The following is a 21,168-nucleotide window of genomic DNA, read 5'->3' as shown; positions in this document are numbered from 1 at the left end:
TGGATGCCCGTTCGCATCGGGGATTGATGAATTGTCAAGGCGCAAACACCTGCGCAGTGGGTCCGTTAGCTGCTGACACCCGGCTTGAACCGGTACCGCCCGGTGATTTCAAAGTCGAAGAGTGTGTCTTCCAGGCGTGTACCGGCACCGATGTTGTGAATGACCAGCGGACGTTCGCCGTCCTGGGAGCGATAGTGCGTGACAATGGCAATGTGCGGCAGATTTCCAGGTAGCATCTGCGAAACGACATCACCGGGAAGGTAATCGCCGGACCGGTCACCAACCGGAAGCGTTGCACCCTTGCGCTCAAAGAACGTCTGCAGGTTCGGAACGCGCCGGTGATCAATGTTGCGGTCGGGCCGCTTTAGGCCCCAGATCTTCGGGTAGGACGCGAAATGGCGTTTCATGTCGGAATTGACCTCTTTTTGAAGGTCAAACCCGAATGCGTCACGATAGGCGCGGACAACCACATCCGTGCAAACGCCGCGCTCGCGGGGCAAATCACCGTTCGGGAAGCCGAGACCGACATAAGCCGGATCGTAGATCAGCGTGACACCGATCTGGTCTTCTGCTGCCGAGATCAGCTTTTCAGCCCATGGCTCCGGCTGGAGCAGGTCCCGTTGGAAAGTGATGCGGACAAGCGGTTCCTTGCGGTTGTCAATGGCGCTTTGCGCCAGTTGCAATCCCGCCTCCAGCTGGCCAGGTATCATGGCCGCCGTCGTCAGGCTACCTCCTGCAACAACGCCCGCTCCGATCAGAAAATCTCTGCGCTTCATGCAACATCCATACGTTCTCGCCCGACATCTGGAAATAAGCGGATTCTGAGTCAGGAATGGGGCGATGTGGCGGATTTTGACTCAAATTTCGATCAAGTTCTCTGTCTCGCCGTTCAAAACACAGCGATGGTGCCAGGATTTTGCAAGCGCTAATGCCGTCTGGCAGATGTCGAATGGTCGGCTGCAAATGCCAGGGAAGCGCGCGAACCAACAGACCTGATGCCGGGTAAGCATGTTCATCGGGGTTATCTCTGGTTGCAGAGGCGTGTATAGTTCAAACAGCTCAAAACGGAGCCTCGGGAGGCAAAAATGACTGCGGATGACAATTTGAGCGCTCTGAAGCGCTGCTACGAGTTGTGGAATGAAACCAAGGGTGAGAGTGTTGAGGCGTGGCTCGACCTCCTTGATGACAAAGTCGACTTCAAGTCGCTTGCAATGGCGCAGGATCCCGCCATTGATTTCACCAAACCGAGCCACGGCAAGGCAGAAGTCGCCCAGTATCTTGAAGGGCTGAAAGCCGACTGGTCAATGGAGCACTACACGATTACCGATTATGTCGCCGACGGAAACACGATCTGTGCCTACGGCTCGACGGCCTGGACGAACAAGAAGACCGGAAAGCATATGGAGACGCCGAAGCTCGATTACATCAAGTTCGAGAACGGCAAGATCGTCTTCTTTTTCGAGTTTTACGACACGGCTTCAATGATCTCCTGCGCCTGCGATTGACACGGTTTCAATTCACGATTGGGAACGGGGCGGTTTTGAAGGTCGCCGCGCGTAACTTCTTTTTACTTCTAGCTTTTCAGGATGCCCGATAGCAGCGAAAGCGTTGCGCGTTCGTAAGCGTCCCGATCCTCGCCGTTCGCAATGGCCAGCGCTGCGCGGTCAAAGGATGAAGACAAGAGGTCGGCAAGCGGCTCGAGAGGTATGTCCTCAAGTGCGCCGTGTGCGGCAGCATGCCGAAGTCCTTCCAGGAGGGTGGCACCGCCGGTTTCCCGGTCAATCACGGCCATTTCCTCGACACCGAGCACCGCAGGGCCTTCCAGCAACAGGATCCTGGCCCGGCCGGGCGCAGACATCGCAGTGAAATAGGCCCGCGCACCGGCCATGAACGCATCGAGCGGTGTCTGGTCGGTGCTCGTGTCGGCATTGATTTCTGTTGCGATGGCAGCGGCTTCCTGGCGCACCAGCGCGCGCATCAAGTCCGCCTTGTCATCAAAGTGATGATAGAGCGCACCTCGTGTGACCTTGGCCGCCTTCACGATGTCGGGTGTCCCGGTTTCTGCATACCCCTTTTCGACGATCAGCTTTCGCGCAGCGCGCAGAAGGGCACTGCGAGTTTCCGCGCGGCGTTCGGCCTGAGACCGGCGAGGTTTTTCAACTTGCATACATGCAGCCTGTATGTTAATTCGAAATTACATACAGACTGTATGTCTTTTTGTGTCGAAGGAAAAGCCTGAATGTCTCGAAAGACGGGAAGGTTTGGGAAAACGAAGGAGAATTGCGATGAAATGCACCCAGTACTATCCCGTGCTTATGACTGACAATGTCAGCGAAACGGCCCGTTTCTACCTCGATAACTTTGGCTTCAAGGCTGCGTTCGAAGCCGACTGGTATGTCCACCTGCAGTCCAAGGAAGACGATAAGGTCAACCTTGCCATTCTCGACAAGAACCATGAGACCGTTCCTGAAGAGGGACGGGGACGCGGTGCCGCGGGTCTGCTTTTGAACTTCGAAGTGGAAAATGTGGACGATCTCTACGAGCGTCTTTCAGACAAGGGCCTGCCGATCCTGCTGGTTCTGAAAGATGAGCCATTCGGGCAGCGTCATTTTATCACCAAAGATCCGAACGGCGTCATGATTGACGTGATCAAGCCGATCCCGCCAAGTGCCGAGTTTCTCGCCCAATATTCCCCGGATGCCGTGCCTGCCTGATCAGCGAAAGGTCATGGAATTGAAGCGCGGACTGGACGGCTGCGCTTCAAACCGACCGGGCGGATTATGCAAGGAAGGAATGCCTTGGGTTTTAACCAAATGACCGGAAATTGGATGTGTTCACGAAAAGGCATTCCTATCTGTAGTATCTCTTTGCATAGCCACATGACGGCTCGAGCCCGTTTAATGAAACGGCTTTCACGTGTTGGATCGAAAGGGCACAATGAAGCGCATTGCGTTTGCCGTACTTCTGCTTCTCTGCGGTGTTGCGGCATTATTCCTCTTCGGCAAACCCTTTGACCTTCGGACGTCGTCGACGGCGCTGGCATCCCTTGAACCAGCACTTCAGTCCGAGCGGGATCGCGGCATAGCCACCTTCGGTTTCGGTGATTTTGGCGCGCTGAGCACAGACACGCTCAGAACCTCGGCGGTCCCTTGGAAACTCGCCGTCGCTGCCTTGGCTCTGCACCAGACGCAAGGGGATTTGAATGCCGTTGGAGAGGTGGATGTCAGTGCACTTTTCCGTACCTTCGGATTCCACAGCCCCAAAGAGATTGCGAACTGGCCGAGCGGGTTGCCGAAACCGGATCTAACAAAGCCGCTTGGCCTTAACACAGGCGTTGCAAGGCACGAATTCCTGCCGACAGCCGTCACCATTGCCAATACCGGATGTGCCGCCTGTCACGCGAGCGTGACCTATCGAGCCGATGGAACACCGGATACCGAACGGATCTGGCTCGGTATGCCAAATGGCTCGATCAATCTGGAAGCCTATGCGTCCGCACTTTTTTCCGCTTTCAAAACCTATGGTCATGACAGCGGCCGGCTACTGAGCGCCGTTCAACGTCTGTTTCCAGAGACGTCCTGGGCAGAGCGGCAGACCTTGCGCTTTGCGATCCTGCCTCTTCTCCAGAAGGAAATAACTGAGCGGGAAAAGGACTTTGATCGGCTGCTGCCATTCTCGGCCGGTCTGCCCGGAGCGACGAATGGTCTGGACGCCCTTAAGAACCAACTGGACCTCATTCCGAACGGTACAGTCGTCGAAAAGAGCGCCTTCAATTCCGTTCCGGATCTGGGTGAACGTCACTGGAGGCGCAGTTTTCTGAACACTGCCGTTTATGCCCCGCCTGGAAGTGATCTCCAATCGGAGACAAGACCGGAGCATCTCGACAACACTCATCTGAAGGAAATGGCGTCTGTTGTCGCTTACTTTACGGTTCCAAGCATGGGTGTTACCGCAGAGGTCGCTGAAGCGCATATCGAAGATGCGGAAGTCGTCCTCAAATGGTTGACAACCTATCGGCCCCAGCCGTTTCCGGGGCAGATAGACAGAACGCAGCTGAACCTCGGGCAGTCGGTCTATGCTGCCAACTGCAGCCGCTGCCACGGCGTTTACAACAGCAGCCTCGAAACACCTGAACTCGTCTCGTTCCCAAATTGGCTTGGTGATGTCGGAACGGACCGAGGCCTCATGGAACTTACGGATCAGAGCGTGGCGGATGCGGTCAACGCCGGCCGCTTCGGTCGTTACATCAGCGCCAAAAGTACAGGTGCCTATGCGGCTCCGCCACTGACCGGCATTTGGGCAAGCGCGCCTTATCTCCACAATGGCAGTGTTCCAACGCTCTGGCACCTGATGCGTCCGGACCGGCGTCCACTCAAGTTCGTTGTCGGGGGACACTCTCTTGATATGGAAAAGGTCGGGATACGAGGACGTGCAGACGGAGCCGGAGGATGGGTGCCGCAGGCAGATCATTCGCCCTGGGCTTTGACCGAGGAGATTGACGTCAACGCATATGGGCTCGGAAACCAGGGACACGAAAGCGAATTCGACATCCTTTCCGAGGACGAGAAAGATGCGCTTTTGGAATACCTCAAGCTTCTGTAAGAAGCTGGTGCGCCGCCAGTCTGGCTTTCGGCGGTTGCCTATTTCCCGGATGGGGACCTACCCGGAGAACCGTGATCAGGTCGCGGTCGTCGGGTAGTTGATATAGGCGCATGACCTCTTGCCGAGCTTCGGTATTGTCTGCCAGCACGGCCATCGGCCAGGCAGCAAAACCTGCCCGCGTGAGGGCGATCCAGAAATCATAGAACTTGCCACCGCTCGTCCAGCGATCTTCCCCCTGTGGCCTGTGAAAGGCGATGAGGCCCGTCGCGGTGATGGTCTTACTGTGTTCGGAAACCACGGCCTTGGCAAAACCGATGCGATCGATCAGTTCAAACAGGGGGCGGCGCAGCACCAGCCCAGCGGCCCGGGCCTCCAGCCCTGACATTGCAAGCGCTTCGGCAGATAGCCCGTCGGTGTCCCAGCGCGGGTTGGAGCGGCTCAACCGCATCCAATCCAACAGCTCGTACCGGAAGTCCGGCGCGCGCATGACCGCCAGACTGGCCTGATCATTCCATTCGGACAGCGCCTCGATCTGGTCCTTCGCCTGGGTCAGGGCCGTATCGTCTCTGGAGGCACATAGATCCTCAAGCGCTCTGCGGGCGTCGTTTGAAGGAGCTTCAAATCCGGCTCTGTAGGTGGTTCTCCTCGTGAGCAATTCAGCCGGTAGCACGGGACAAGCGTCGGAAGATAGCTCAATGCGGGCGCGATCCCCGTCGGCTTCCCATCCCGACGTTCCCATGCCATTGCGGGCTAGTGCGATGATCGTGCCGTAAAGCGACGCGCCGCCGCTCAATCGAGCGTCCTTATTCTCCGGGTCGCCGATCGGCAGCAAGCGTGACGGCTTCAGACTGAGAAGAATGGCGTTGTCGCCGTCAGCCTGCCAGCGCGTCGGCTGGGTGTTGTGTGCCGACGGCGCCAGATTGGCTTCTTCGGCGATCGTTTCAAGCAAGTCAGGGGTCACTGGAGCATCTTTCTGAAAAGGTGCGTGCGGTGAAGCTGATGTCCTCCTGCCTTTTCCGTTTGAGCAAGGCTCGCCGGGTTGACGTCGGCGATCCAGGTGTTGCCGAGTGTCTGGTATCCGGCTGCCTTCATGGACAGGATGACTTGCCTTAGCACCACCGGATTGATGCCTTTCCCGTGCATGTCGGCGCGCACAGCGGCGTAAATCAAAATGGCACGGCGATTGGTGAACCTGTGGCGGAGAAAATGCCACGGCATTGCGAGGCCAGGACGGGACCGAATGCGCTGGAGAAACGGGTTCAGATCCGGAACGCACAGGATTGTCGCGACAGGCTCGCCACGATAGGTCAGCAGGGCAGAGATTCTGGGATCGATGATCCAGACCATGTCCTTTGCCTGGAAATCGTATTCCTCCGCGCTCACCGGAACGAACATGGGGTTCTCGGCAAAAGCGGAATTCAACAGGAAGCGTGCCTGTTCCATGCGCTCCTTGAGATTCCAGCGCGAAATCTTCGCGAACTGAAAGTCCGGATCGTCGAGGACCGCCTGTTGTTTCGGTCCGATCACCGGAGCCTCGTTCTTCAGATCGACCTCGAACGTTGTCATCGGGAACTCTGCCGAATAGCCGAATTCCTTCAGAAATCGCGGTATGTGAGGCGGGTTCCAGACCTGATCGGTATAGGGCGGTTTCTCAAACCCATCGGTGACGACGCCGATCTGCTGCATGGCCGTCAGATTGAAGTTTCCGGCAAGTTCCTCAAGATTGCGTTCGCGGGCCCAGCTTTCTGCCGCGTTCAGGAGCGCTTCCGCCGCTTCTTTGTCCTCCGCGCAGTCGAAATACCCGAAATAGGCGCGCCGCAGACCGTGCATTTTGTTTGAGGCGGTGTGAACATGTGCGGTTATGCGGCCTATCGGGCGGTTGTCCCTCAGAGCGGTGAAGATCGAAATCTCGCCAGGTTCCGAGAACAACGGGTTCTCGTCAGCGGAGACGAACCTCTGCAAGTCGGATCTCAAGGGAGAAACAAAGGGGCTCTTCGGACCGTAGGCATTGAACGGTGCTTCGAAAAAGTCGTTGAAGTTTCCGGTTTCGATCCGCAGGCTCATGCCGTTTCCTTCAAGATTGCGTCCCGCTGGGCAATCACACGGGCGATTGCGAAAGCGGAGCGCAGGCTGCTGCTTGATGTTGACGCGAAACCTGCGGGAGATCCCACTGCCAGTGTCAGCGGCGTTTCAGCAACGAGAATGACTTCGTTTCCACCGATACGGGAAAGCAGTTCTCTGAGCTGACTCTGTGCCGCCGTGTCGAGTGTCTTGTTCCTGGGCAGATCGGAAAGCGCAAGGGCACCGCCGTGTTTTAACTGGTGAATCACTGCCTGTCCGTCATAGTCCTGAAGGTCATTCCCACGCAGCATTGTGTAGCCCGCTGTCAGGCCGTTCTGATCGAGAGCGGCCAGAAAATCCTCCAGGCTTCCCGTCTTTCGCATCGCGCCAAGCAGGGAGGTCTGCCTCCGGTCCCGGCGGATGGCTGCAGATGACAGGCCGAGGATGAGCACGAGCATCAGCGATACGACGATTGCCAGCGTTTCCAGTGTTTCTTTCGTGGACAGTCCGGTTTGAAGATCGATCAACCAGGCAGCAAATCCGGCAGTCAGTGCGATTGCGGCAACCGCGGTAAACACGCGCGTGGCGCTTGCGATCCTTGCTTCCAGCGTCACGGCAACCCAGGCGACTGTCAGCGCTCCAAGGCCGGAAAGGTAAGGCAGATGCTCTGGCGGCAGAAGATCGTAGTCCGACAAGAGCAGGATCATGACAATCGGTATTGCGATGGCAAAGCGATTGATTGCGATGTTTTCCGTCTGTGTCAGGCTGTGCCTGTCACGCGCTACGAGCAGGTAGAAAACGAGCGCGAAAGACACAAACTGATAGAACAGCACCAGATAGAGGAAGGCGGGCGAAAAGGTGACCGCGCTGGGCAGAACCAGCGACAGGAACCCGATCGCGGCCATGCCGACCGCAACGACCAGTTTGACAAAGCCAGGCGCATGCCGCCGCAGGAAACCTTCGGCAAGAAGCAGAGCCGAAAAGGGAATGATTGCCGCGGACAAGAACATTGCGCTGCGGATAAAGTCAAAAGCGGTCAGCCAACTGGCAGCGCGCAGAAAATAGAAAGCAGCGACGACCATCAGTGCGAAACGAAACCGCCCGGCGACACCGCCGCCGGCCGGATCGATCTGAGACCGAACGATCAGAAGACCCGCCACTGCTGACAGGGTTACCGTCAGATCGGTTACGAGCTGCGATTCAGCCATCGGACGACCCGATCATGCCGGTCAGTTTCCGGCGCACAAACGGTTCCAGGACAGCTGCGACCGGGCGGGGCAATGGTCGCTCAACCTTCGCTTTATATGGATTGAAAAACCATCCGCGCTCATCTGTGCTGCTCGGCAAATCAAGCAGTAGCCCGAGCGCTTCGTAGGCCATGAGTGTCCCAGTGTTGATCACCATCGGTGCAAACGACATCCGGCTTCGCCGTCCGGCTGCAACCTCGCCCGCGAGGTCCAGATCGATATAGTGCCTGGACGAAGAGTTCAGCATCACAAACACCGCTTCGGCGAAAAACGCTTCGCTGCGTTGCGTATCCGTGACGGCGTCCCATTGTGTCTTCGTGGTGGGATATCCCAAACGTTCCTCCGGCGTCGGTCGCCCGGGCCGGGTGACATAGACGGACGGAAGGGGCGAGGCATAGGCATCAATCACCGGTCGGCCGAGCTTCCGTGCCGTGCGATACAAAAGCAGCGTGGCGGCAAGATCGTCGGTGCCGTTTACCACAACAGACGCCTTTGAGATGAGCGTCGCGACGTCATCCGTCCAGGCGCCGTCGAAAACTTCGATCTTGGCCTCCGGGTTGATTTCCAGGCACTGGTCACGTGTTGCTTCCGCCTTCGGATGGTCAAGAGAGCGGAGGTTGGCGAAGACCTGCCGGTTGAGATTGGACGTTTCGAAGCAATCGAGATCGGCCAGTATCAGGTTTCCGACGCCGGCGCGTATGAGCGACTGGATCGCTGCGCCCCCCATGCCCCCGGTTCCGCAAACGAAGACGCAGGCGTCGTTTAGCTTTTGCTGCTGCTGTTCGGTGACGAAACCGATGTTGCGAGTGGTAAATTCGGAATAAGTAAAGGTCATCGCGCCCGTAAAAGTCCGTAGTCTCTTTTCGAATTGAACCAATGGGCAGCGGGCAGAAAAACACGCCGCGTGACAACAAGAACACCCAGCGCGGCAAGCTGTATCAATGATCCCCGCGGTACGGTTCGTGAAACATATCTTTGTGCCGCGGCGAGATCGATCAGGCCGATCTGCAAGACGTCGTCACCACGATCGTAGTTGAGCTCACGCATGCACCAGGCATTGTATTTTTCGTCACGGTGTTTGGAGGCTTCGTCGACGGATTTTTTCAGATCGTCTGAACCACCGGTATAGGCGTTTTTGATGAGAAAACGTTTCTCGTCGAACTCGGCATCAGCTCCAACGCCGAATACGCCGCGATGGGTCTGCATGATCTCGCGGGCAATTAGCACTTTGCGAAAGTCTCGGGGTTCCGGTTCTTCCGGTGTTGGACAGATTTCCGAAAAGGTCTCAGTGACCATTCCGACAACGGCCGGTACTTGTGTTACGTTGGAAACGTAAAGCGGTCGCAAGCCACCGCGAAGGAAAAGCAGGAGACATGTCAGACCGTAAAGGATCCAGGACAATCCCTTTTGGCGCTCCGACGGGTCGACCATAACGAGGCCGAGATGGATGACGCGCGTTCGTGCCCTGGACTGTTGAACATCCATAAGAGACAACGCGTTGAACGCGATCGGTTTTTGATCCTTTGAGCGCCGAACAAGGGTTATGATCGCGTTTTCAAGCCGTTCCCGCTCACCCGACAAAACACCATATTCGAGTGCGCCGCTCTCAAGAGAAGCGGTCGCGACACTTACCAGGTCCGATTGCAGGCGCTTGAGGCGTACCGTGTCCATCCAGCGGCCAGGGCGTTCGACGATCTCAACGGTATTGTCGCCGCTTTTGAACGACACATTGAGGTAATCCCTACTGATTGCTTTGGCGATCAGCCTCATCAGAACCTGCTCATATGTGTCTGCCGGACCCAGATAATTCCAGGTTTTGGTTCCGGTTGCGCGAAAAAAGACCTGTCAAACGCCTCTCAGATGCCCAGCTGGATCTAAATATTCCATGAATCGCGGTTGTAGAAGCCGGCGCTGCGTTTCCTGATCGGTCAGGAGGCAATCCGCGGGCAGGGGCTACCTTGCTCCGCTCTGGACTTGAGGCCCTGCAGGCTCTGCAGCGTATTGGGGTTGCCCGGTAGCACGAAACTCTGTTCCAGGGCCGTACGGACATTGTTGATCACGGCAAGGTCCTGAACGGCAAGCGTCTGGCACTGCGAGCCAGTAAACCGAACCCTGATCCGAATGACCCGGTCGCCATTGTCGGAGGGGCCGAACTCGCTGTCGAGGGTCGGGTTTTCGCCGGCCATCGGGCGTTCCAGGATGACCATGTTCGGTTGGTTCTGAAGGACAGTGGTTCCTCGTTCCTGTGCACTTGAAACCAGTGCTGTGCGTACCGTACCAGGGTCAGCTGCAATGTTGACGCTTTGGGCACCCGCAGGCACATCAAGTCGCGGCTGGTTGCCGAGCGAAGCTGTCTGGTTGGTTGACTGGCAGGCAGCAAGGGCGAGGGCGCAGAAGCCAAAGATCACGATGTGTCGCATTAGGTGGTCCAAAGTTCAAAAGATGTGTTTTTCGGTCCGGTCAAACCATGTTCTAGTCCAGGTCCAGTCAATGACACAACTACACTTCAGGCATCTCACGATACGTTGTTTCAAGTCTGGCTCCACTTTGCTAGCGAAAGCTTATGGCAAATAACAGGCAAATGACGAACTCAGAACTGATCGCCTGTCTTGAAGCCACCGCCGCCGAAACCGCCTCCGCTCTTGAAACCGCCGCCGCCGAACTGACCGCTTTTGCCGCCGGACCTTCGGCCGGACCGCCCGAAGCCACCCATTGACTTCGGTAATCCCGATCCGTTGGGAAAGGCAACCTTGCGATCGCGCGGCTTGCGGCGCCGGTGCGACCGTTCGGCCCGCGCCCAGTAATCAGCGCCCGTGATCGCCCCCTTGACCAGCTCACCAAGCAGAACCGTTGTCAGCTTGTCGTCGGAGAAGGTGGATTCCCAGCTGCCATAACCTTTGGAGCGGAACCGCTTGATCACGTCTGCAAGCTCCGCGCGACGGCGGCCGATATCCCGCTGCAACTCGCGGTCCTGACGTATTTCGCGCGCAACCTGTTCAACCCGGTCCCTGAAGTCTTCAATGCGCTGAACGATTTTTTCGTCTTCTGGCGATGGTGTGTCGATGGCCGCCTGCCAAAGATCATGAAGATCGTCCGCCTTCAGCGATTCCGACAAGTATTCTTCAGCTTTCTGGAAATCGGCGTCTTCACCGCTGGAAAAGTCGGCGAGCGCTGCAGAGAGCGTTTCGATCTGCCGGTCCAGCTTTTCAAGACCGGTATCGATCTGTTCGATTTCTTCACTGTAGGTCTCAATCGAGCCGACCAAATCCGTTCCGGCGGCATCCGTCATCGCATTTCGGCTGAATTCGGCGAGTTTTTCCTCTTCCGCTGCCGCGATTTCCGCACAGTGTTCGGCATGCCGCGCCATACGTCCAGGAATGCCCGTCAGCATGGCATAGTTTGCCCTGGCATCATCAAACCGGATAAGGCCAGCAACCCAGCGGTCGAGGGACCGGGTCAGTCCTCTGTACTGATAGTCCGGTGTTCCATAGCCGCGCTGCCAGAGATAGACAAATAGTGGGTCCGCATCATAGGCCTTGCCTTTGACGTCCCGATCCTGTTCTGACGTTCTCGCCTTTTCGGAAGCCGCGTCCGCCGTTGCAATTGCGCGCTCTGTGGCCTCTCGCTGCGCGAGATAGGCACTGTCGTTTTCCAGGCGCCCGTCGACGGCTTCCATAAGGTCATCCATTTGGTTCTCGGCCGTATCGCGCGCGTCATCGAGGTCCTGGCGCCTTTTTTGGTTCTGGCTGCGTTCCGTTTCGCTTTGGCGCAACTGTTCACTCAAAACCTTGTAGTCGTCACTGCGCTTGTCGAGAAGACGCCGGGCTTCGCGTGCGGCGCTGTCCAGCCGGGTGTTGAGCGTCCCGGCCGCATCCGTGTCGAGCCGGAAGCGTGCAAGATCGCGGTAGGCTTCGCTTTGACGTTCCTGGAGGTCTGTCACGGCCCGCGTCGAGCGTTCAATGCGCTTGCTCAGTTCAGCTTCTTCGCGCCTGAGATCGGCAAGCGACTGTTCGATCGTACCAAGGGTTTGCCTCCCGGTCAGCATGTGCGCGTCTCCAGCGTTTCCGCAGGGCCAAGACTTGCTACCATGTCGTTATCGCTCCGTCCTGGACACCGCTGCGCCAATTGATGTCGATCTCGCCGCGCCGCTTCTGACCGAGCACACCCTTCTGGACGATGCCGTCTTCCATCTTGTCGCGCCGCACGGCGTCATAGATCGCCTCCGAGACACGTTGGCCCCACTTGTCGACCGTCTCCGAAGTTCCGGATTCTTCCGACAGGATTGTCTGGCTGATGGTGTTTCCATCAGGATCGATTGCCTCGACCACAATGTAGAAGTTTTCCGTATTGGGATTTGCTTCCGGAATGCGTGTCAGTCCGGTCGGTTCACCCTGGCGCGAGACGATCTGGACTTCGAAGACTTCCTGCAGCCGGCCCGCCAGTGCTCGAAGGTCTGCTTCCGCCTTGAACGCAGCTTCATTTTTGCCATCCTGCAAAGCAAGGCGGCCATCCTCAGCCAGCGAAGCAGCCTTTGCTTCGACGGCGCCGTCTTCTGTCAGCCCGTCGATGCGCTGGACAAGCTCGGTGTAATTTGAGGGGAGCGCCTCAAGCCGGGCGAGCAGTTCCGCTTCGGCACGCTGCTGCGGCATGAGGACGAAAAAATACCACGCGGCGGCGGCAACCACAACAATAGCAGCAGCTGCGGCAAGCCACTTGGACCACGTGCCCCGGGAGATGTAAATCATTGCCAGGGAACGCTGAAACCCTGTGTTGGGCGGTGAGTAGACGAACCGATCCCGCTTGAGATTTTCAACACCGGCTTTCAGGATGTGATCAGGAACTTCGATCCCCTGCGAGGCGTATACCTGGCGAAGCCTGTCCAGCATGGCCGCATCGCGTTCATCGGCTTTCAACTCCCGTGCGACCTGACCTTCCTCGTGACGGAGCGTGTCGACCACATCCATCACCATCATGAGGTCGTCGAGAGGGGCGTCGGATTTGTTCGCCGTGCTTGCCATCGATACCTGTCTTCAATTCACGCCAGCTGGCCGGCAAATGCCGGCCACAAAAGGTTCTGCATCAATCAGAGGCCCTGTCCCTGCGCGGTCAGCTTCGCCAGCCGGCGCTTGCCTTCTTCAACTGCGTTGCGGATTTCCTCTGAGTTCTTTGTCGACATGTCGCGCATCTCGGAAATGATCTCGCGCGACTGAACCTGAAAATTCACCACGGAATCGACCAGCTTCTTGACCGACGCGGCTGCGACCGTCGGGCCGTAACCGGCTTTCAAGGCCTCCTTCTGGACGGCGTCGCCGATTTCCGCAAGCGTTTCCAGGCTCTTGTTGATGCCATCTTTCATGGCGTTAAGAGTTTCGGTAGATTCGTGAAGACCCTGCAATCCCGTGAAAGAAGCGTTCAGCGCCGTCAAGACCGACTCGTTTGTCGAAAAGAAACTGACCGACTGTGCGTAGACCCGTTCCTTTGCGTTGGTCGTCTGGACCAGCCGCGCCATGATAACCTCGGACGTGTTGTAGCCAACCGTCAGGTTGTCGGAGAGGTCCTTGGCGATCTGGTACCGTTTTTCCTCATCCTGCATTTCGCGCAGCCGCTCGTCGCGCGAAAGCTCAAGGCGCGCCTTTTGGGCCGGATCTTCACCTGTGTAGGCCTCGACCTCGTTGGACGCCGTTTCCAGAGCAAGCTTTTTGCCGTTGAGCTGCTCGGTCGCCATGTTCAAGAGTTCCAGTGCCGTGACTTCGGCCTGCTTCAACGCTCCGCGGAAATCGCGGTAGGCTTCCAGGATCGTCTGTTCGCGCTCGATCTGGTCTTTGGTTGCGCGGGCGACCTCCTTGTAGGTGCCACGGATATCCTGAAAGCGATCGGAGATGGTTCCGCGGCGCATGTCGCGCCATTTATTGGCCATGTTCTCCGTAAAGGAAATCTTGCCGTCCGCAAGTTGGTCGACAAGGGTCTTTGCATCGTCGCGGATGGAGTTGAACGCCTCTGTTATTTCTTCATAGCGCTCGCCGATATCCATCTGCTGAACCTGGGTGCGCACGACTTCGTTGAAGTTGGATGCCTGGCTGAGCGTGCGGGAAATGACCAGAACCTTGTCCGGCGAGAGGTCGGAAACCTGCTCGAGAAGCGCGTTGATCGGAGCGTCCGCTTCCGATTCCGGGGTGATCCCGATATCGCGCAGGGTCGACAATGCACGATCCAGATATTGAAGAGGTGAAAAGCTGCCGACCGGGGTAGCCGCCGTTTCCGTATTTCCAGGTGTAGACGCGTCTGTCATTTCCGACCTCCTCTTCGAAACACTGCTCGACAGCTCCGTACGATCATCAGGCTGCCTGGCCGTTTCACTATACTATCGTGCCGCAAGTAAGGGCAGGCTTACGCCGCTCTGTCAACGGCTTAGGGCCACTCGGCGGTTACACCTTGCCAATGCAGGAAAAGCGCGTCTTGCCTGCAACAGCTTTAAGCGCGTTTCGCGACAAGTATGTATCGCCAGACCGCACAAAGTTTTCTGATGCGCCAAAGGTCCGCAGAGCTTAAACGGACCCGATCTGTCTCGCCCTTGAGATGGCTTGACGCGTCAAGATCAGCTTGCCCGGTTGCCCCGCAAATGGAGGCCGCTTCACACCAGCTCTGCGGCAATCCTGGCCGCAAGGCGCGCATTGTTGCGAACGAGTGCGATGTTCGTTTCGAGACTGCGGCCCTCGGTCAGCTCAAAAATAGCGCCCAGCACATAAGGGGTGACATCTTTTCCCCTGATGTTCTGCGCATCGGCCTTGGCGAGCGCCGCATCGATGAACTCGCTCATCTCAGGTCTTGCTATTTCCTCAGCTTCCGGCACCGGATTTGCGATGAGAACACCGCCGTGGTCGGGGAATTGCGCGCGCATCTTCAAAAGAGCACCGATTTCAGCAGCCGTATCAAGCCGGTAAGGCGCCGGCAACCCGCTGCTCCGGGACCAGAAGGCAGGTAACTCATCCGTACCGAAGGCGATCACGGGCACACCTTTGGTTTCGAGCACTTCGAGCGTTTTGGGGATGTCGAGAAGAGCCTTGGCACCAGCGCTGACAACACAAACAGGTGTGCGCCCCAACTCATCGAGATCCGCCGAAATGTCGAATGTTTCTTCGGCCCCCTTATGGACACCTCCGATGCCACCTGTGGCGAACACTTTCAATCCAGCCAGATGCGCAGCCATCATTGTCGCTGCAACCGTAGTTGCGCCGTACTGGCCAGTCGACAGCGCGAATGTGAGGTCTGCCCGGGAGCACTTCATCACGTTCTCGGCCTGTGCAAGGCGGTCAAGGTCCGCATCGCTCAGGCCGACATGGATTTTGCCATCCATTATTGCGATGGTCGCCGGAACCGCGCCTTGCGAGCGGATGTCGGCCTCGACGAAACGGGCAGTCTCCACATTGCGCGGAAAGGGCATGCCGTGTGTGATGATTGTCGATTCAAGTGCAACGACCGGCAAGCTTGCTTTTAAGGCGTCCCGCACTTCATCGCTGTACACAAGCAGCTGCGCCAAAGCGTTTTTTTCGGCAGATTGGGTCACGTTTCAGGGCCTTTCTGTTGAGGCTGTCACCGGAGAAATCCAAAGGTCAGAGTGACGCCCATATATGTGCGTGTGCCCGGGTGCAAGGCTATTGCCCGTTCGTTTGGTCAAGGCTCAACGCGTCCCAGGAGAGGTTCTCGGCGAAAGCGCCTGTGCTCTGCAGCGTCAGATGGGCTGCCTTTATGCCGTAAGGTATCGCTTGCTTGAGCGTATATCCTCGAGCGAGCGCTGCGATTATTCCGGCGCTCAGCGCATCGCCCGCACCGGTTACGTCGACAATTTCGGTAGACGGCGGCGACACTCTTTCAAGGCCATGGCCGGTCTGCACGAGAAGATCATCACTGCCGCTCGTGAGAATGAAGCTCTTTAGTCCGTGATCGGACAAGGCTTGTGCAAGATCTTGTACTGCCGATGCCGGTGTCATTTGCAAAAGTGCTGCAGCTTCGCTCCGATTGAGTGTCAGGCAATCGATTTTTTGAAGAAGCTTTTTCAGGCGAGGGGCTTTTGCATCCGAAACGGCGTTGGCGAAGACAAAGCCGTTTCCCAATCTGGCGACGATGTGAGCCAGCGTATCTTGGGGTAAATTCGCGTCAAGAAACCAGATCGTTCGCTGCCTGGCGTGTTGTGTCGCGGCTTCTATCACACTGTCGAATACGCTCTCGGAGGCTTCCGTGAGGATCGTGTCGTCTACGCAGGCAGCGGCAAGCGACCCGTCCGGGTCGTGAAGCGCCAGGTATCGACCGGTCGCAAAACCTTTTCGCTGAACGAGATCAATTTTCAGGCCTTCGTCCGTCAGCTGATCAGCGAGTTCGCGAGCCGCCGAATCCGCTCCCACAAGACCGACCAGCGTGGCGTCGACGCCCAGTCGCAAAGCCGTTCGGGCAATGTTCGTTGCGACGCCGCCGGGCCTGGTGCTGAAGCGGGCAGGAGTGGACGTCTCGCGGTGCACGTTTATGTGTGCATGGGCGATCGTATCCTGATGAACCGCGCCAATCGAGATCAATCGGCAGTCTGGTTGTGTCGACACGTGTCTGGCGCTTCCGGTTTGCGCGCACCCTGGGGGGCGCTGCCTTTGCTCAACGGGGTGCGGGCTAACAGATCGTTCTGCACTCGGCAACCTCAATCCGTCAGCATGATTCTGAAGCGGGAGAGAATCACGCTATGATCAGCGTCTGTTCTGACGCATGGTTACCAGCAGTGGGCGCGTTTCAGAACATATTGGAAACAAAGCTTCATTTTCATTTAAAAACCAATTGCTTCGCGAGGCTTGCGTAAATAGAACAAATAGTGTACAAACCCCTCCATTGAAACAACGCGTCCATCATGGAATAAGGAGCGTGAGCCATGTCGCAAAGTACACTTCGTCTCGTAGAAAGCAGCCAGATGGATAAGACAAAAGCGTTGGATGCAGCGCTCAGCCAGATTGAACGCTCCTTTGGCAAGGGTTCCATAATGAGGATGGGACAGGGGCAGGCCGTTGAGGTGCAAGCTGTCTCGACAGGATCCCTTGGTCTCGATATCGCCCTTGGTATTGGTGGATTGCCCCGTGGCCGTATTGTCGAGATTTATGGTCCTGAATCATCCGGTAAAACAACTCTTGCTCTGCATACTGTGGCAGAGGCCCAGAAAGAGGGCGGTATTTGCGCCTTTGTCGATGCCGAACATGCGCTTGATCCGCTTTACGCCCGCAAACTCGGTGTCGATATTGACAATCTTCTGATTTCGCAGCCCGATGCGGGAGAGCAGGCCCTTGAAATTGCCGACACGCTGGTTCGGTCCGGGGCCATTGATGTGCTGGTGATCGATTCCGTTGCCGCGTTGACGCCCAAAGCCGAACTGGAAGGCGAGATGGGCGACAGCCTTCCGGGGATGCAGGCCCGCCTGATGAGCCAGGCGCTGCGCAAGCTTACCGCCTCGATTTCGAAGTCCAATACGATGGTCATCTTCATCAACCAGATCCGGATGAAGATCGGTGTGATGTTCGGTTCTCCGGAAACAACGACCGGTGGTAATGCGCTGAAATTCTATGCGTCAGTTCGTCTGGATATCCGCCGGATCGGATCGATCAAGGATCGCGACGAGGTGGTTGGCAACCAGACCCGGGTCAAGGTGGTCAAGAACAAGCTTGCGCCACCCTTCCGGCAGGTCGAGTTCGATATTGTGTACGGGGAAGGTGTCTCCAAGATGGGCGAACTGATCGATCTTGGCGTCAAGGGCAATGTCGTCGAAAAATCGGGATCCTGGTTCTCCTATAACAGTCAGAGGCTTGGTCAGGGACGCGAGAACGCCAAGCTGTTCCTGAAAGAAAACCAGGAAATCGCCGATGAGATCGAATTGGCAATCCGCCAGAATGCCGGTCTGATTGCAGAAGCAATCATCGATCCGGAAGGTGCGGAAGGCGCGGAAGAGGCTCTGGAGGATTGAGCCAATCTGTCGACTGATCGGGTCAGCCATCGACCAACGAATAATCCTCAAGGCTCTCTCCACACCGGAGGGAGCCTTTTTCGGTACTGCAAAGGTTCTGCAGCGGGTTATGCATTTACTTGAAACCGTCCGGATCGAGTTCAACTGCTGGACAGGGTTTGAGGTCAAAGTTAAAAGGCTGTTCCGGCGTGAGCGTCCGAAAGGGACATCTATACCGGCAGACTTTTAATCGGCCCGACTTTCTGGCCTGGACTGATGCGAGATCCGAATGACCGGCGTAAATGAAATCCGTTCCACATTTTTGGACTATTTCGACAAGAACGACCACGAAGTGGTCGAGTCCGGACCGCTGGTGCCACGCAACGATCCCACGCTGATGTTCGCGAATGCGGGCATGAATCAGTTCAAGAATGTATTCACCGGGCTCGAGACGCGGCCTTATTCACGCGCTGTCACGGCCCAGAAAGTCGTGCGGGCAGGCGGAAAGCACAACGACCTCGACAATGTCGGTTATACGGCCCGGCATCACACGTTTTTCGAAATGCTCGGCAACTTCTCATTCGGCGACTATTTCAAGGAACGCGCGATTGAGCTCGCCTGGAATCTAATCACGAAGGAATACGGACTTCCGGAAGACAGGCTCCTGGTCACTGTCTATGCGGAAGACGATGCTGCGGCCGGTTTTTGGAAGAAGATCGCGGGTCTGAGCGACGACAGGATCATTCGCATTCCAACGTCCGATAATTTCTGGTCGATGGGCGATACTGGTCCTTGCGGGCCCTGTTCTGAAATCTTCTATGATCACGGCGATCACATTTGGGGAGGCCCTCCCGGTTCGGCGGAAGAGGACGGCGACAGGTTCATCGAGATCTGGAACCTTGTCTTTATGCAATATGAGCAGACGAGCGAAGAACGCCTCGACCTGCCAAGCCCGTCGATCGATACCGGCATGGGTCTTGAACGCCTTGCGACAATCCTCCAGGGCGTGCACAACAACTATGATATCGATCTCTTCAAGGCGCTGATTGCCGCCTCCGAGCACGAAACCAACATCGCGGCTGAAGGCGACGCACTCGGGAGCCATCGGGTGATCGCAGATCACCTGAGGTCGACCAGCTTTCTGATCGCGGACGGTGTTTTGCCCTCCAATGAGGGCCGAGGATATGTCCTGCGCCGCATCATGCGGCGCGGCATGCGTCACGCACATCTACTTGGCGCCAGCGAACCGCTGATGCACAAGCTCGTTCCGACACTCGTTCGGGAAATGGGCAGGGCCTATCCGGAGCTCTCCCGCGCCGAGGATCTCATCACGGAAACGCTGAAGCTTGAGGAAACAAGGTTCCGCAAAACGCTGGAGCGCGGGCTGGGCCTTCTCGACAATGCGACGGTGGATTTGTCGGCCGGCGGTCAGCTTGACGGGGAAACAGCCTTCAAGCTCTACGACACGTATGGTTTCCCGCTTGATCTCACGCAAGATGCCTTGAGAGCGCGCGACATTTCGGTCGATACCGGTGGTTTTGACGCCGCCATGGAACGGCAAAAGGCCGAAGCCCGTGCAGCCTGGTCAGGCTCCGGCGGTGCAGCCACCGAGGCGGTCTGGTTCACGCTCAAGGAAAAGCACGGTGCGACCGACTTTTTGGGGTACGAGACCGAAAGCGCGGAAGGCGTTGTAGACGCGATTGCCTCGGATGAAGCGGAAATCGCCAAACTGTCGACTGGTGAAAGCGGCTACGTGATCCTGAACCAGACGCCGTTTTACGGTGAGAGCGGCGGTCAGGTCGGCGACACGGGCAAGATGCTGGCGCCGGGCGTAAGCGTGACGGTCACAAATACGCAGAAAAAGGCTGAAGGCCTGTTCGTGCACAGCGTGACAGTGGACGAGGGCGAGATCGTTCCGGGCCTCGCCCTGGAACTGAAGGTTGACCACGCACGCAGAAGCTCCGTACGCGCAAACCACTCTGCCACCCATCTGGTGCACGAGGCACTGCGCGAGGTTCTGGGCACCCATGTGGCACAGAAGGGCTCGCTGGTCTCTCCGGACCGCCTTCGGTTCGATTTCTCCCATCCAAAGCCGATGGATGAAAAGGAGCTTGCGACGGTCGAGACCTATGCCAACGAAATCATTTTGCAAAATGCGCCCGTCGAAACGCGCCTGATGGCGGTTGATGATGCCATTGAAGCGGGCGCGATGGCGCTTTTCGGAGAAAAATACGGCGAAGAAGTCCGCGTTGTCTCCATGGGAACGGCCTTGCATGGCCCCAAGGAAGGTAAACCCTACTCCCTTGAACTTTGCGGTGGAACGCATGTCAAACGGACCGGCGATATCGGTCTCGTGACGCTTGTATCAGAGGGTGCGGTTGCCGCTGGTGTCCGGCGGATCGAGGCGCTGACTGGCGCAGAAGCACGCAGCTATCTGGACGCGCAGGACAAGCGCATGCGCGAAGTCGCGGCACTTTTGAAGATTGCCGCCGATGATGTTCCGGCGAAGGTTTCGCAGTTGGTGGAAGAGCGCCGCAAGCTGGAAAAGGAACTTGCGGACGCCAAGAAGAAACTGGCCATGGGCGGTGGCGGCAACGGCGCGGCACCCGTGAAGGATGCCGGTGGCTTCAAGGTAATGGCGCGCACGGTAGAAGGCATCAACCCGAAAGATCTCAAGGGTATGGCGGATGACGCCAAGGCTCAGCTCGGATCCGGCGTCATTGTCCTGATCAATGTCGCTGAAGACGGGAAGGCCGCGATCGTGACGGCCGTCACCAAAGACCTGACAGATAAAGTCAGCGCTGTTGATCTCGTGCGTATTGGCTCGGAAGCGCTTGGCGGACGTGGCGGCGGCGGGCGACCGGACATGGCGCAGGCCGGCGGGCCGGACGGTGCCAGCGCGGACAAGGCGATTGCCGCGATCGAAACGCATTTGAGCGCCCTTTGATCTGCGGTACTTCGTAACAGGAGTCGACCCAAAATGAAAAGGCGTGCCCAGGGGCACGCCTTTTTCATTTGAGAGACTTGAGTATTGCTTAGTGAAGGGCTGCGGTTACAGCGAGTGCTGCGGCGGTTAGAAAAGTCGATACGATCAGCATCTTGAGGACAGCGTGATGCGGTGACGTTTCTCCGGCGCGGGCCTTGTTCGTTTCTATGGTCATAATTCCCTCCTTTCAGGGTTTCGCCCACGCTCACTGATGTGGGGTGCGCGACAATTTAACCCAATCACATTGGCGCACCCGTCGTTCACAGCTTCGCGCAGAGGACGTGAATGCGAAGACACGGGCAACT

Annotated in this window: 19 protein-coding genes; 5 read left to right on the top strand and 14 right to left on the bottom strand. The window is 57.3% G+C overall.

Annotated elements, in window-relative coordinates:
* Positions 1-65 precede the first annotated feature (65 nt).
* Positions 66-776 (bottom strand): DUF1287 domain-containing protein, encoded by a 711-nt coding sequence (locus ABVF61_RS03270; RefSeq protein ID WP_353992095.1) that lies wholly within the window; start codon positions 774-776, stop codon positions 66-68.
* Positions 777-1,085: 309 nt separating this feature from the next.
* Here ABVF61_RS03270 and ABVF61_RS03265 point away from each other — a divergent pair, with 309 nt between their 5' ends.
* Complete coding sequence (locus ABVF61_RS03265; protein WP_353992094.1) at positions 1,086-1,505, top strand: nuclear transport factor 2 family protein; 420 nt, start codon at positions 1,086-1,088, stop codon at positions 1,503-1,505.
* 68 nt (positions 1,506-1,573) lie between these two features.
* Here the strand turns inward: ABVF61_RS03265 and ABVF61_RS03260 are convergent, their stop codons facing one another.
* On the bottom strand, positions 1,574-2,167 hold the full coding sequence (locus tag ABVF61_RS03260) for a TetR/AcrR family transcriptional regulator (protein WP_353992093.1): 594 nt from the start codon (positions 2,165-2,167) through the stop codon (positions 1,574-1,576).
* Positions 2,168-2,285: 118 nt separating this feature from the next.
* Here ABVF61_RS03260 and ABVF61_RS03255 point away from each other — a divergent pair, with 118 nt between their 5' ends.
* The gene (locus ABVF61_RS03255) at positions 2,286-2,714 is read left to right on the top strand and encodes a VOC family protein (protein WP_353992092.1); all 429 of its coding nucleotides are present in this window, start codon (positions 2,286-2,288) and stop codon (positions 2,712-2,714) included.
* Between the two features lie 223 nt (positions 2,715-2,937).
* Complete coding sequence (locus ABVF61_RS03250) at positions 2,938-4,602, top strand: c-type cytochrome (protein WP_353992091.1); 1,665 nt, start codon at positions 2,938-2,940, stop codon at positions 4,600-4,602.
* On the opposite strand, the gene ABVF61_RS03245 is transcribed toward ABVF61_RS03250, so the two are convergent.
* From ABVF61_RS03245 to ABVF61_RS03195, 11 genes are all read right to left on the bottom strand, one after another.
* Positions 4,589-5,563 carry a nitroreductase family protein gene (locus tag ABVF61_RS03245; RefSeq protein WP_353992090.1) on the bottom strand — a complete coding sequence of 325 codons (975 nt, stop codon included), beginning with the start codon at positions 5,561-5,563 and terminating at the stop codon, positions 4,589-4,591. The two genes, ABVF61_RS03250 and ABVF61_RS03245, sit on opposite strands and share 14 nt — an antisense overlap.
* A complete protein-coding gene (locus ABVF61_RS03240) occupies positions 5,560-6,666 on the bottom strand; it encodes a GNAT family N-acetyltransferase (RefSeq protein WP_353992089.1) in 1,107 nt (368 codons plus the stop codon). The genes ABVF61_RS03245 and ABVF61_RS03240 overlap by 4 nt, the downstream gene beginning before the upstream one ends.
* Positions 6,663-7,871 (bottom strand): hypothetical protein, encoded by a 1,209-nt coding sequence (locus tag ABVF61_RS03235; protein WP_353992088.1) that lies wholly within the window; start codon positions 7,869-7,871, stop codon positions 6,663-6,665. The genes ABVF61_RS03240 and ABVF61_RS03235 overlap by 4 nt, the downstream gene beginning before the upstream one ends.
* Positions 7,864-8,745: a HesA/MoeB/ThiF family protein gene (locus ABVF61_RS03230; protein WP_353992087.1), complete on the bottom strand. Its 882-nt coding sequence runs from the start codon at positions 8,743-8,745 to the stop codon at positions 7,864-7,866. Before ABVF61_RS03230 ends, ABVF61_RS03235 begins: the two co-directional genes overlap by 8 nt.
* Complete coding sequence (locus ABVF61_RS03225; protein ID WP_353992086.1) at positions 8,742-9,680, bottom strand: hypothetical protein; 939 nt, start codon at positions 9,678-9,680, stop codon at positions 8,742-8,744. The genes ABVF61_RS03230 and ABVF61_RS03225 overlap by 4 nt, the downstream gene beginning before the upstream one ends.
* A 158-nt stretch (positions 9,681-9,838) precedes the next feature.
* Entirely contained in the window at positions 9,839-10,330 is a 492-nt protein-coding gene (locus ABVF61_RS03220; RefSeq protein WP_353992085.1) for a hypothetical protein, read from the bottom strand.
* Between the two features lie 170 nt (positions 10,331-10,500).
* Positions 10,501-11,955 carry a coiled-coil domain-containing protein gene (locus ABVF61_RS03215; protein ID WP_353992084.1) on the bottom strand — a complete coding sequence of 485 codons (1,455 nt, stop codon included), beginning with the start codon at positions 11,953-11,955 and terminating at the stop codon, positions 10,501-10,503.
* Between the two features lie 37 nt (positions 11,956-11,992).
* On the bottom strand, positions 11,993-12,928 hold the full coding sequence (locus ABVF61_RS03210; RefSeq protein ID WP_353992083.1) for a DUF6384 family protein: 936 nt from the start codon (positions 12,926-12,928) through the stop codon (positions 11,993-11,995).
* A gap of 65 nt (positions 12,929-12,993) precedes the next feature.
* On the bottom strand, positions 12,994-14,199 hold the full coding sequence (locus tag ABVF61_RS03205) for a cell surface protein (protein WP_353992082.1): 1,206 nt from the start codon (positions 14,197-14,199) through the stop codon (positions 12,994-12,996).
* A 342-nt stretch (positions 14,200-14,541) separates the two neighbouring features.
* Positions 14,542-15,474 carry a pseudouridine-5'-phosphate glycosidase gene (locus tag ABVF61_RS03200; RefSeq protein ID WP_502949927.1) on the bottom strand — a complete coding sequence of 311 codons (933 nt, stop codon included), beginning with the start codon at positions 15,472-15,474 and terminating at the stop codon, positions 14,542-14,544.
* 88 nt (positions 15,475-15,562) lie between these two features.
* Positions 15,563-16,501, bottom strand: coding sequence for a PfkB family carbohydrate kinase (locus tag ABVF61_RS03195; protein ID WP_353992081.1), 939 nt, complete (start codon positions 16,499-16,501; stop codon positions 15,563-15,565).
* A 317-nt stretch (positions 16,502-16,818) separates the two neighbouring features.
* Here ABVF61_RS03195 and recA point away from each other — a divergent pair, with 317 nt between their 5' ends.
* Positions 16,819-17,898, top strand: coding sequence for a recombinase RecA (gene recA / locus ABVF61_RS03190; protein WP_353992080.1), 1,080 nt, complete (start codon positions 16,819-16,821; stop codon positions 17,896-17,898).
* A gap of 268 nt (positions 17,899-18,166) precedes the next feature.
* The gene (gene alaS / locus ABVF61_RS03185; RefSeq protein ID WP_353992079.1) at positions 18,167-20,824 is read left to right on the top strand and encodes an alanine--tRNA ligase; all 2,658 of its coding nucleotides are present in this window, start codon (positions 18,167-18,169) and stop codon (positions 20,822-20,824) included.
* Positions 20,825-20,912: 88 nt separating this feature from the next.
* On the opposite strand, the gene ABVF61_RS03180 is transcribed toward alaS, so the two are convergent.
* Positions 20,913-21,038 carry a hypothetical protein gene (locus ABVF61_RS03180; RefSeq protein ID WP_353992078.1) on the bottom strand — a complete coding sequence of 42 codons (126 nt, stop codon included), beginning with the start codon at positions 21,036-21,038 and terminating at the stop codon, positions 20,913-20,915.
* Positions 21,039-21,168 lie beyond the last annotated feature (130 nt).

The organism is Roseibium sp. HPY-6 (assembly GCF_040530035.1).
In the GTDB taxonomy this organism is placed as follows: Bacteria; Pseudomonadota; Alphaproteobacteria; order Rhizobiales; family Stappiaceae; genus Roseibium.
Note: the sequence above shows the minus strand (reverse complement) of the source record. Positions and strands in the feature narration are given on the sequence as shown.

Bases quoted from the DNA above. Each gene is read 5' to 3' on its own strand.
- ABVF61_RS03270 (WP_353992095.1), bottom strand. From the start codon at position 776: ATGAAGCGCAGAGATTTTCTGATCGGAGCGGGCGTTGTTGCAGGAGGT.
- ABVF61_RS03265 (WP_353992094.1), top strand. From the start codon at position 1,086: ATGACTGCGGATGACAATTTGAGCGCTCTGAAGCGCTGCTACGAGTTG.
- ABVF61_RS03260 (WP_353992093.1), bottom strand. From the start codon at position 2,167: ATGCAAGTTGAAAAACCTCGCCGGTCTCAGGCCGAACGCCGCGCGGAA.
- ABVF61_RS03255 (WP_353992092.1), top strand. From the start codon at position 2,286: ATGAAATGCACCCAGTACTATCCCGTGCTTATGACTGACAATGTCAGC.
- ABVF61_RS03250 (WP_353992091.1), top strand. From the start codon at position 2,938: ATGAAGCGCATTGCGTTTGCCGTACTTCTGCTTCTCTGCGGTGTTGCG.
- ABVF61_RS03240 (WP_353992089.1), bottom strand. From the start codon at position 6,666: ATGAGCCTGCGGATCGAAACCGGAAACTTCAACGACTTTTTCGAAGCA.
- ABVF61_RS03235 (WP_353992088.1), bottom strand. From the start codon at position 7,871: ATGGCTGAATCGCAGCTCGTAACCGATCTGACGGTAACCCTGTCAGCA.
- ABVF61_RS03230 (WP_353992087.1), bottom strand. From the start codon at position 8,745: ATGACCTTTACTTATTCCGAATTTACCACTCGCAACATCGGTTTCGTC.
- ABVF61_RS03225 (WP_353992086.1), bottom strand. From the start codon at position 9,680: ATGAGGCTGATCGCCAAAGCAATCAGTAGGGATTACCTCAATGTGTCG.
- ABVF61_RS03220 (WP_353992085.1), bottom strand. From the start codon at position 10,330: ATGCGACACATCGTGATCTTTGGCTTCTGCGCCCTCGCCCTTGCTGCC.
- ABVF61_RS03215 (WP_353992084.1), bottom strand. From the start codon at position 11,955: ATGCTGACCGGGAGGCAAACCCTTGGTACGATCGAACAGTCGCTTGCC.
- ABVF61_RS03210 (WP_353992083.1), bottom strand. From the start codon at position 12,928: ATGGCAAGCACGGCGAACAAATCCGACGCCCCTCTCGACGACCTCATG.
- ABVF61_RS03205 (WP_353992082.1), bottom strand. From the start codon at position 14,199: ATGACAGACGCGTCTACACCTGGAAATACGGAAACGGCGGCTACCCCG.
- recA (WP_353992080.1), top strand. From the start codon at position 16,819: ATGTCGCAAAGTACACTTCGTCTCGTAGAAAGCAGCCAGATGGATAAG.
- alaS (WP_353992079.1), top strand. From the start codon at position 18,167: ATGACCGGCGTAAATGAAATCCGTTCCACATTTTTGGACTATTTCGAC.
- ABVF61_RS03180 (WP_353992078.1), bottom strand. From the start codon at position 21,038: ATGACCATAGAAACGAACAAGGCCCGCGCCGGAGAAACGTCACCGCAT.